Origin of the sequence: Kineosporia sp. A_224 (assembly GCF_002198655.1) — a bacterium.
GTDB lineage: Bacteria > Actinomycetota > Actinomycetes > Actinomycetales > Kineosporiaceae > R-H-3.
The window spans coordinates 1-10,157 of sequence record NZ_MWLN01000115.1; the positions used below are offsets into that span (position 1 = coordinate 1).

At 75.0% G+C, this 10,157-nt stretch carries 8 protein-coding genes and 1 pseudogene; 8 read left to right on the top strand and 1 reads right to left on the bottom strand.

Going from position 1 to position 10,157, the window contains the following annotated elements; translation table 11 throughout:
• The first annotated feature begins 68 nt into the window (after positions 1–68).
• On the top strand, positions 69–1,526 hold the full coding sequence (locus tag EDJALFJO_RS10010; RefSeq protein WP_088284733.1) for a type VII secretion protein EccE: 1,458 nt from the start codon (positions 69–71) through the stop codon (positions 1,524–1,526).
• Entirely contained in the window at positions 1,523–2,266 is a 744-nt protein-coding gene (locus EDJALFJO_RS10015; RefSeq protein WP_143448431.1) for a hypothetical protein, read from the top strand. The genes EDJALFJO_RS10010 and EDJALFJO_RS10015 overlap by 4 nt, the downstream gene beginning before the upstream one ends.
• On the opposite strand, the gene eccD is transcribed toward EDJALFJO_RS10015, so the two are convergent.
• A complete protein-coding gene (eccD, locus tag EDJALFJO_RS10020; protein WP_088284737.1) occupies positions 2,221–3,615 on the bottom strand; it encodes a type VII secretion integral membrane protein EccD in 1,395 nt (464 codons plus the stop codon). The genes EDJALFJO_RS10015 and eccD overlap by 46 nt on opposite strands.
• A 147-nt stretch (positions 3,616–3,762) precedes the next feature.
• Here eccD and eccCa point away from each other — a divergent pair, with 147 nt between their 5' ends.
• The 6 genes and pseudogenes from eccCa to EDJALFJO_RS10050 all read left to right on the top strand — a co-directional run.
• Positions 3,763–7,710, top strand: a complete 3,948-nt coding sequence (eccCa, locus tag EDJALFJO_RS10025; RefSeq protein ID WP_369812509.1) for a type VII secretion protein EccCa — start codon at positions 3,763–3,765, stop codon at positions 7,708–7,710.
• 249 nt (positions 7,711–7,959) lie between these two features.
• Entirely contained in the window at positions 7,960–8,307 is a 348-nt protein-coding gene (locus tag EDJALFJO_RS10030) for a WXG100 family type VII secretion target (protein WP_143448432.1), read from the top strand.
• Between the two features lie 45 nt (positions 8,308–8,352).
• Positions 8,353–8,655: a WXG100 family type VII secretion target gene (locus EDJALFJO_RS10035; protein WP_088284743.1), complete on the top strand. Its 303-nt coding sequence runs from the start codon at positions 8,353–8,355 to the stop codon at positions 8,653–8,655.
• 21 nt (positions 8,656–8,676) lie between these two features.
• Positions 8,677–9,033, top strand: coding sequence for a hypothetical protein (locus tag EDJALFJO_RS10040; protein ID WP_088284745.1), 357 nt, complete (start codon positions 8,677–8,679; stop codon positions 9,031–9,033).
• Positions 9,033–9,512, top strand: coding sequence for a WXG100 family type VII secretion target (locus EDJALFJO_RS10045; protein ID WP_088284747.1), 480 nt, complete (start codon positions 9,033–9,035; stop codon positions 9,510–9,512). The genes EDJALFJO_RS10040 and EDJALFJO_RS10045 overlap by 1 nt, the downstream gene beginning before the upstream one ends.
• A gap of 49 nt (positions 9,513–9,561) precedes the next feature.
• Positions 9,562–10,157: pseudogene (locus tag EDJALFJO_RS10050) on the top strand (hypothetical protein); the annotation flags it as partial.

Here is a 10,157-nt window from a genome sequence, read left to right on the forward strand (position 1 = left end):
GGCGGGGCGGGGCGGGGCGCCCGGGACGTCCTTGCAGCCGGTCCCGGGAGCCGGGAGCATCCGGCGCCATGTCGCTCGATGTCAACGCAGGCGCCCCGCCGGACGCCTCGGGGGGCGGCTCCGCAGGCCCGGGCCCGGCGCTGCGGCTGACGCGCCTGGACGGCGCCCGGCGGCTCCTCGGCGTCGGCCTGGCCCAGGTGATCGGCCTCCAGGTCGCCGTGACGGGGGGACTGGTGGCAGCAGGGCCACCGGGTCACGCCCCGGCCACCGCCCTGCGGGTGGGGGCCGGGGCGGTCGCCGTGGGCTGCGCCGTCCTCGTGGTCGGCCGTCGTGACGGCCGCTGGTGGACGGACCGGCTGGTGCTGCGAGCGCGATGGCTCGTGCGCCGCCGCCGGTACGCCCGGGCGGCGGCGCAGGTGGCCGTGGCGGGCCTGCCGGCCGCTGACGTGACAGCCGTGCTGCCCGGGGTGCAGGTGCACGGGTTCGTCGACCGGGCCGCCCGCCGTCACGGCCTCGTCTTCGACGGACAGGCCTGGACGGCTGTGCTGGCGGCGGCCCCCGTGGAGGCGACCGTCGGCGTCGGCCCGGTGGGCGTGGACGTGCCGCTCGGCCCGCTGGTGGCGGGTCTGGACGAGCGCGGCGTGCGCCTGCGGACGGTCCAGGTGATCACCGTCAGCGTTCCGGTCCGGGCGCCGACGGGCAGCGCGGGTGCCGGGTCCGCCGCCCCGGGGGCGGTAGTTCCACCGTCACCGGCACCGGCAGTTGCGGCAGTGGCGAGGGCCTCCGCAGCGACCGCTCCCGCTGCACCGATCGCTCCTGCCGCACCGATCGCTCCTGCCGCGCCGACCGCTCCTGCCGCGCCGACCGCCCCTGCTGCACCGACCGCCCCCGCTGCACCGAGTGCCGCCCCCACCACGTGCGTGCCGGCCCGCCGGCGCACCTATCTGGCGCTCACCCTCGACCCGGCCTTCAGCCGTGAGGCCGCCCTGCCCCGGGGCGGTGGCACGGAGGGCGCCCGGCGGGCCCTCGCCGCTGCCGCCGGACGGATGGCGGCCCGCCTCGCCGGGGCCGGGCTCGAGGTCTCGGTGCTGGACGTCGAGCAGGCCAGGCTCGCGCTGCGCACCTGCATGGCGACGCTGGCGCCGCCGGCCCGGCCGGCGCCCGGGGGACACCCGGAGCAGCCGGAGGCGGCCGAGGCCTGGACCGGGTGGCAGGTGGCCGACGCGGTGCACGTCGGCTACCGGGTGACGCGCTGGGCCGCCGGGGCCGACCCGCTCTCCCTCCTCGACGCGTTCGCCGTGGTGCCGGCCCTGGCTGTCGTCTCCTCGCTCAGCCTCTGCCCCACTCGGTTGGGTGTGCCCGGGGTCTCCGCGACGGTGCGGGTCGCCGTCCGCGAGGGCGAACGGGCCAGCACCGACGCCGCCGTCCGCCGGGCCGCGGCGGCGGCCGGCGGCCGGGTGGAGCGGCTCGACGGCGAGCACCTGCCCGCCCTTCTCGCCACGCTGCCCGTCGGCGGCGTCCGATGAGCCGCACGGCTCTCGGACAGGGGCAGGCCTCGGGCGCGGGGGTGTTCACCTCACGCCGCGGCGGTGTGGAGGCGGCCTCGTTGCACCTCGCGCCTGACGGCGTGCTGCTGGGCCACGACCGGGGCGGCCAGGACGTGCGCCTGCATCTGTTCCGCGAGCGGGTCGGGTCCGTGCTGCTGGTGGGCGATCTCCGGGCGGCCGCCGTGCTGGTGGCGCTGGTGCTCGGAGCCGGCGCCCGGGTCTGCGTCCTCACCAGCCGTCGCGCGTCGTGGCAGGCGGTGGCCGACGCACTGGGGGTGACCGACGCGGACCTCGAGCTGCGGCCGACGGACGCGCCGCTGCCGGAGTCGGGCACGTTCGCCGAGCCTCTGCTCATGCTCCAGGACTCCGGCGCCTCGGTGTCGCCGATCCGCCCCGCCCCGGGGCCGTGGCGCACCACGCTGACGCTGGTGAACGGCGTCACCCCTGGCGTGGTGGCCACCGCCCGCGGCGCGCACGTCGTGCTGTCGCAACGGCTCACCGAGAGCGCCTCCCGCACACTGGTGCGCGACGGCCTCGGCCTCGATCACGGGTACGCCGACGAGCTGGCCGGGCTGGAGAACGGCGTGCTGGCGGTCATGACCCGGCAGGCCTTCCTGCCGGTGGTGCTCGACCTGACGGCGGACGGGCTGCAGGCGGTGCTGGGCGCGCTGGCTCAGCCGCCGAACCCTCGTGCCCGCGCGAAGAGCCCGGTCACCTGAGCCGCGAGCGGGAAGACCGCCGCCAGCACGAGGAAGTCGACCGCGTCGTAGAACCTGCCCCAGTACGGTGACGGCTTGCGGCCCGGCGCGAGCAGCGCGAACGTCGTCATCAGGCCGGCCGCCACGACCATCGCCGCGGCCGCTCTGACCTGGGCCCCGGGCGGGATGCCGAGCGTCAGGTGCAGGCCCACCGCGACCGCCGCGGCGCTCCCGCCGGCGAGCAGCACCAGCCGCTGGCTGCGACTGCGCATGGGTGCCCGGGCCCGCAGCACGAGCCCTCCCGACAGACATGCGGCCAGCGCGACCCGCCAGGCCCCGCCGGTGCCGGCGAGCACCGCCGCGCTGCCGAGGACCAGGGCGGTGACACCGGTCAGCAGGCCGGTGAGGTGCCCGGCCGCCAGCGCAGCCTGACGCTCGATCTGCTCCTCGGGCGTGAGCGGCGTCTGGGTCCGGAACTCCTCGAGGTCGCTCGGCACCGAGGGGATGCGCACCCGCGCAAGCCGCAGCGCGGCGCCGGGCAGGGTCGGCCACAGCAGCACCAGCACGGCACCGAGGACGGCCGCCGACGTCGACGCGTGCGCGGCCGTGGCCAGGGTCGCGGTGGTGGCGACGGCCAGCACCGCGGAGGTGACGGCGGTGGCCACGAACGCGGCGACGCCGTCGGCCACCGCGAGGGCCAGGACGACTGCCACGACACCCACGCAGACCACAGCGCCCAGCAGGCTCAGCCCTGGCAGGCGGGTCGGCCCCGGGGCGTCCCCGCCGAACGCCGCTGCGCCGGCCACCGCCGCGTGCACCAGCGCCCCGGCGCCGGCGCCGACACCGGCCCGGGAGTCGCCGACCACCCGTGAGAGCACGGTGGCGCCGGTGACCAGTGCCAGGCAGAGCACCGCGGCGGGGGTGACCAGCACCGACCACGGCGGTGCCGTCACCACCAGCAGCACGGCGGCCGCGACCACCAGCACCAGCGCGGTCGCCAGTCCGGAGCGCCGGGTCGCGGCCGGCGACCAACCGCCCGGCAGGTCGCCGGTCTTGCCGGCGAAGGCGTCGATGATGTCGTCGAAGACGGCCGGCGGCATCCGCTGGTTGCGAGGCAGCAGGTACAGCAGCTCGCCGTCGGCCAGGCCCAGCGCTGCCACCGTGCGCGCGATGTCGAACGGCTCGCGGCCCAGTCTGCTCAGCAGCCATCCGCCGGAGGTCGCGCCAGGGTCGTCGGCGGGCATCCCGAGCAGGTGGGCGAGCTGGGGGACCAGCTCGGAGACGGTCGCGTCGGCGGGCAGCGCGACGTCCATCCGGGCGTTCGGTGCGACCACCGTGACCCTGCGGGGAGGGCTGAGCGTCTCCGGCATGGGTCGCAGTATCGCCGCGCCCGCGCCGGTGCGATGTCGGCGGAATTACCGTCGGGGCCCGGTCCGGCCCAGACCTACGCTGCCCCGGTGCCGATCTCCTTCCGTCGACCGCCGCGGGCCCGGGTGCCCGAGCCGCCGACCACGGAGATGACCCTGCAACCCCCGCCGACCCTGCCGCGCAGCGGGGGCAACCAGGGTGCGACCCAGCTGCTCTTCATGCTCCCGATGCTGCTCGGCATGGGGGCGATGTCGTTCATCTACATGGGTCGGGGGTCGGCCAACGGCGGGGCCGGCGGCGGCACCACCACGGTCTTCGCGCTGCTGTTCGGTGCCGTGATGATCGGCACCGTCGTGATGTCGCTCGGACGCGGCGGCATGGCCAAGAAGGCCGCGATCAACGACGAGCGCCGCGACTACCAGCGCTATCTCGCCACGGTTCGCAAGCAGGTCGGCAAGGTCGCGGCGGCCCAGCGCTCGGCCCAGCTGTTCCGCAACCCCGAGCCGGGAGGCCTGTGGGCGATCGCGGTCAGCTCGCGGCTGTGGGAGCGGCGGCGTCCCGACCCCGACTTCGCCCAGGTCTACGTCGGCTCGGGACCGCAGCGGCTGTCGGCTCCGCTCAAGGTGCCGCAGACCGCGCCGGTGGACGAGCTCGACCCGGTCTCGTCGACGGCCCTGCGCTCGTTCATCCGGGCCCACGCCACCGTGCCGGACCTGCCCGTGGTGCTGTCGCTGCGCTCGTACCCCCGGGTGCGGGTGTCCGCGTCGCGCGCCGACGGGCTCGACCTGGCCCGCGCGATGGTCTCCTCGCTGGTCACGTTCCATTCGCCCGACGATCTGCGGGTCGCGCTGTGCGTCTCGGACGTCGCCGCTCCGGACTGGGACTGGGCCAAGTGGTTGCCGCACGCCGGGTTGCCGAAGAGGTGGGACGCGGCCGGCCCGGTCAGGATGGTCGCCGACAGCCTGGTGCGCCTCGAGGAGATGCTCGACGACGAGCTGGCCGCCCGCCCCCGTCACCTCGGCCCGAGCGTCGACGGCTTCGACGCCGCGCATCTCGTGGTGGTCGTGGACGGGGGATCGTGGAGCCCGGCCGCCCGGCTGGCCTCGGAGGGCGGGGTGCAGGGCGTCACGGTGGTCCTCCTCGATCCCGAGCAGGACCCGGCACGCCCGGCGGAGAGCAGCGCGTTGCGCCTGGTGGTCGAGGACGACCACCTGGGCATCCACACCCGCGCCGGGGTCCGGCTCGTCGGCCGCCCCGGGCGGATGGGCGGCGAGGAGGCCGAGACCCTCGCCCGGCTGATGTCCTCGCTGTACACGCCGGGTTCGCAGGCGAACGGCGCAGGCCCCACCGCCTTCGGGCTCACCGAGCTGCTCGCGATCGGCGACGTCCGCACCATCGACCTCGACGAGCTGTGGAAGCCGCGGTCGCCGCGCGACCGGCTGCGCATCCCGATCGGGGTCGGGCAGTCCGGCGAGCGCGTCGAGATGGACTTCAAGGAGTCGGCCGAGGAGGGCATGGGACCGCACGGCCTGGTGATCGGCGCCACCGGCTCGGGCAAGAGCGAGCTGCTGCGCACCCTGGTCTGCGGTCTGGCCCTGACCCACTCCTCCGAGACGCTGAACTTCGTGCTCGTCGACTTCAAGGGTGGCGCGACCTTCGCCGGGCTCAACGAGCTGCCGCACACCGCTGCGGTCATCACCAACCTGGCCGACGACCTCACCCTCGTCGACCGCATGCAGGACGCCCTGCACGGCGAGCTGGTGCGCCGCCAGGAGGTGCTGCGCGACGCGGGCAACATCGCCTCGGTCCGCGACTACGAACGGGCCCGTGAGGCCGGTCGCGAGCTCGAGCCGCTGCCGACGCTCATGGTGATCATCGACGAGTTCAGCGAGCTGCTGACGAGCAAGCCAGAGTTCATCGAGCTGTTCGTGATGATCGGACGACTGGGGCGCAGCCTCGCCGTGCACCTGCTCCTGGCCTCGCAGCGCCTGGAGGAGGGCCGGCTGCGCGGGCTCGACAGTCACCTCAGCTACCGGGTCGGCCTGCGGACGTTCTCCGCCGCGGAGAGCCGAGCGGTGCTCGGCGTGCCGGACGCCGCCGAGCTGCCGCCGGTGCCGGGCGTGGCCTACCTCAAGTACGACACCACGGGCCTGACCCGGTTCAAGGCCGGCTACGTCTCCGGCGGTGTGCCTCGCGCCGCCGGCTCGCCGGCCCCCGCGCCCCGGCGCGGGCGTCCCGTGGTGCCGTTCTCGCTCGGTCCGGCGGGGCCGGTCGTGGCCGGCCCCGGGCCGGTCGCGGCGGCGGACGCGGGGTCCGAGCTCACCCGACCGGCGCCGCCCGACGAGGACACGGTGCTCGACGTCCTGGTCCGGCAGATGGTCGGCAAGGGACGTCCGCCGCACCAGGTCTGGCTGCCGCCGTTGGCGGAGCCGGCCTCCCTCGACACGATCCTGCCACCGCTGGCGGTCACCCCCGAACGCGGCCTGCACCCCGTCGGCTGGCCCGGTAACGGCCAGCTCACCGTGCCCATCGGCATCGTCGACAGGCCGTTCGAGCAGCGGCGCGACCTGCTGTGGGCGCAGCTCGCCGGCGCCGCCGGGCACATGGTCGTCGTCGGCTCGCCGCAGAGCGGCAAGAGCACGCTGCTGCGCAGCCTCGTCGGGGCGATGGCGCTGTCGCACACCCCGGCCGAGGTGCAGTTCTACTGTCTCGACTTCGGCGGCGGCACGCTCGCCGGGCTGGAGGGGCTGCCGCACGTCGGCGGGGTGGCCGGGCGTCGCGAGGCGGAGATGGTCTCGCGCCTGGTGGCCGAGATGACCACGCTGCTGGACAGCCGCGAGCGGCTGTTCGCCGAGCAGCGGATCGACTCGATGGCCACCTTCCGCAACCGGCGCGCCCAGGGCCTGCGCGAGGAGCGACCGTTCGGTGACGTCTTCCTCGTCGTCGACGGCTGGATGGTGCTGCGCCAGGAGTACGAGGCGCTGGAGGACGCGGTCACCGCGCTCGCCGCCCGCGGCCTCGGCTACGGCATCCACGTGGTGCTGGCGGTCAACCGGTGGATGGAGGTGAGACCGGCCCTGCGGGACCTCATCGGCACGCGTTTCGAGCTGCGCCTCGGCGACCCGGGCGACTCGGAGATCGACCGGCGGACGGCCGCCAACGTGCCGGAGGGAGTGCCCGGGCGCGGCCTCACCCGGGAGAAGCTGCACTTCCTCGGTGCCCTGCCGCGCGTCGACGGCGGCGGCACCACCGGCGACCTCACCGGAGCAGTGGCCGCCTTCGCCGACGCCGTGGCCGCCGCCTGGACGGGGGCCCCCGCGCCCCCGGTGCGTCTGCTGCCCCGGCTGGTGACGGTCGAGGACCTGCCACCACTGCGGCCCGAGCCGCGGCCGGGCGAGCTGCGGGTGCCGCTCGGCCTCGACGAGGCGACGCTCGCCACGATCGACCTGGACCTCGCCGAGGACCCGCACTTCCTCGCGTTCGCCGACGCCGAGTCGGGCAAGAGCGCACTGCTGAGAAGCCTGCTGCGTGGCATCGTCGCCGGCCAGACCCCGGACCGCGCCAGGCTGCTGGTCGTCGACTACCGCCGTTCGCTGCTCGGCGAGGTGCCGGAGAGCCACCTGATCGGGTACGCAGGTTCCGAGCCCGTGCTGTCCGACCTGATGGCCAAGGCCGCGGTGACCCTGCGCGGCCGGATCCCCGGGCCGGACGTGACCCCGGACCAGCTGCGCACCCGCAGCTGGTGGACCGGTCCGGAGCTGTACGTCGTCGTCGACGACTACGACCTGGTCTCCGGCTCGGCCCGCAACCCGCTGGCCGGCCTCGTGGAGTTCCTCCCCCAGGCCAAGGACATCGGCCTGCACCTGCTGCTGACCCGGCGCAGCGGCGGGGCAGGGCGTGCGCTCTACGAACCGGTGCTGCAGCGCCTGCGCGAGCTCGGTTCGCCCGGCCTGGTGATGTCCGGCAGCAAGGACGAGGGGGTGCTCCTCGGCACCGTCAAGCCCTCGCCCCAGCCTCCCGGCCGGGGCCTGCTCGTCAGCCGCCGTCACGGCACCCGGCTGGTGCAGGTGGGCTGGTCGGCGCCTTCGACCGGCTGATCCGCCGACACGTCGAACCCGTCGCGAACCACTGTCCTGACGGCAGTTTTGCGGTGCGGACCCGGTGAGGTTTGCCGGTGCCGGTCCGGCAACTGTGCCGTACAGCCCCTGCCCGGCCGGTGGCTAGATTCCAACCGTCCGCTCGGGTGCGGTCCCGGACCGCACCCGACCTGTCGAGGATCCGGCGGGTCCGCGGCCGACGTGTCACGGCACGCAGAGAGCGCGCCGTTCGGGAAGGAGTTCTGGACCATGTCCAACCCCGGCTTCCACATCAGTGAGCAGACGCTCACTGGAGCCATCAACGGCGTGAACTCGGCCGCGGCGAACATGCGCTCGGCCATGAGCACCATCGAGGGACAGCTCGCCGCGCTCAACGGCAGCTACCAGGGCCAGCAGAAGGTCGCCTTCGACAAGGTGCAGGCCACCGCGCAGGACTTCGGCGCCCGCCTCGGCAGGGACCTGACGACCATGGAGCAGCTCATCACGGAGGCCGGCAGGAGCTACGGCGGCGGTGACGCCGACGTCGCCGAGGCGCTGGCCAACCTGGCCAACCACGACCCCTCCGGCTACGCCGGCGGCACCGGTCTCGGCATCTGACGACCCTCCGACCCGAATCGACGAAAGGACCGTACCGACATGGCCATGGGAACCGAAGTCGTCCAAGTCGACTTCGCCAAGCTCGCCCAGGCGGCAGGGGACCTCGACGCCCTGAGCCGCACGCTCCAGGCCCACCTCGACCAGCTGCGCGGCGACGTCAAGCCGCTGCGCGACCTGTGGGTCGCCTCGGGCTCCCAGGCCGCGGCGTCCTGGGACAAGGCGGACCACGACCTGCAGAACCTCATCGACGGTCTGTCGCTCTACGCCAAGGACTTCGGCGCCCGGACCCAGACGGCGATGGAGACCCAGCAGCGCGGCGAAGCCAGTCGCTCGTCGATGTTCGCCTGAGAAGTCACCGTAGGAGGTGCCGTGAGCCACTCTGACCGGTCCTACCAGATCCATCTGGACTCGCTGCTCGGGTTCGCCGGGGAGCTGCAGCGTGAGCTGGGGGCCCTGATCCGGCTGGGTGGCGACCTCGACGGGCTGCGCGCCGGGAGCGACGACCTCTCGGCCCTCGGCGACTTCGTCGAGGCGCACTGGCTGATGCAGCGGCACCTGGACGCCCTCGACGACATGGACGAGCTGGTCCAGGAGGTCCGGGACACGGTCGCGTTCGCGGGCGACGTGACGATCTGGGTGGCTGAGCAGTATGCCGACCACGACCGTCACATCGCCGACGACTTCACCCGGCTGCAGTCCAGGGTCGACGCGGGAGGGTACGTCTGATGCGCGAGCATCACCGTCACGACGGCGACCACAAGGGCGAGTGGCACCTGACCCCGTACGAGAGCTGGAGCCACGGCGCGCTCGTGCACGTCGTCATGCGCGGCAGCCCTGCGAAGGTCGCCTCCGTGGGGCACGAGTGGGACCGGGTCGGCAGGACGCTCGACGACCGGGCCGACTCGTTGGAGAGCGCGCTCACCGCGCTCAGCGGCAGCTGGCGGGGCGTCGCGTTCGACCAGTACCGCACGATGGTCGTCGACATCATCGCGGCGTCCCGTCTGCTGGCGAGGACGTCGCAGGAGCTGCGCGACCTCATCTACGCCAACTCCGAGGTGCTCGCGAAGGCGCAGTCCCTCATCGCGGCGCTGCCACCGGACGACGACGAGACCACCACGACGAGCCTGTCCGGCGACTGGGGCGTGGTCCGGGTGCATGCGGCCGGTGGCCCGGTGACCGTCGACGTCTCGCCCGGCGGTTCCTGACCGGTCCCGTCGCCCCCCGTCCCCCGGACCCGACCGAGGAGGAGCCCCGATGGGAACCTCGCAGCAGCAGGCAGCCCGGATCGTCCGTGACCTCGTCAGCGGGTACGCGGCGACCCACGACACGGTCGCCGCGACCACGGACACCGCGAGCGTCCAGCTGTCCGGCCGGCCGGCCGCGACGTCGCGCCGCATCGCCGCGGAGCGGGCGATCGCGGCCGGCGGCACCGCCGTGGTCGGCGGCGGCACCGTCGGGGGCTCCCTCGCCGGCGGCACCGGTCAGCTCGCGCCCGCCTCGGGGGTGGGCGCGGGAGGAGTCGTGCAGGCGGCCGGCGCGGCCTCCGCCCGGCCCGGTGCGATGTTCCGTCCCGGCGGGTTGCTGGGCGCGGCCATCGGGGCCGGGAGCTCGGCCGTGGGCGGGGCCGTGCCCTTCCGTTCCACGGTGCCGGCCACGCAGGGCTCCCCGGTGAACGGGGCTGGTGGGCAGCCGCGGCCGGGCTACGGCAACCCGTACGGCTACGGCCGGGGGACCAACGGCCCCAACGGTTCGCCGGTGGACCCGCTCACCGGCCGGCCACTGGCCGGCGCCGCGCTCGCCGCCGCTGGCGCCGACCTGGCCCGCGGCGCCGTCGGTGCGGCGGGCCAGGT

Bases quoted from the DNA above. Each gene is read 5' to 3' on its own strand.
- EDJALFJO_RS10045 (WP_088284747.1), top strand. From the start codon at position 9,033: ATGCGCGAGCATCACCGTCACGACGGCGACCACAAGGGCGAGTGGCAC.
- EDJALFJO_RS10010 (WP_088284733.1), top strand. From the start codon at position 69: ATGTCGCTCGATGTCAACGCAGGCGCCCCGCCGGACGCCTCGGGGGGC.
- eccCa (WP_369812509.1), top strand. From the start codon at position 3,763: ATGACCCTGCAACCCCCGCCGACCCTGCCGCGCAGCGGGGGCAACCAG.
- EDJALFJO_RS10030 (WP_143448432.1), top strand. From the start codon at position 7,960: ATGTCCAACCCCGGCTTCCACATCAGTGAGCAGACGCTCACTGGAGCC.
- EDJALFJO_RS10015 (WP_143448431.1), top strand. From the start codon at position 1,523: ATGAGCCGCACGGCTCTCGGACAGGGGCAGGCCTCGGGCGCGGGGGTG.
- EDJALFJO_RS10035 (WP_088284743.1), top strand. From the start codon at position 8,353: ATGGGAACCGAAGTCGTCCAAGTCGACTTCGCCAAGCTCGCCCAGGCG.
- eccD (WP_088284737.1), bottom strand. From the start codon at position 3,615: ATGCCGGAGACGCTCAGCCCTCCCCGCAGGGTCACGGTGGTCGCACCG.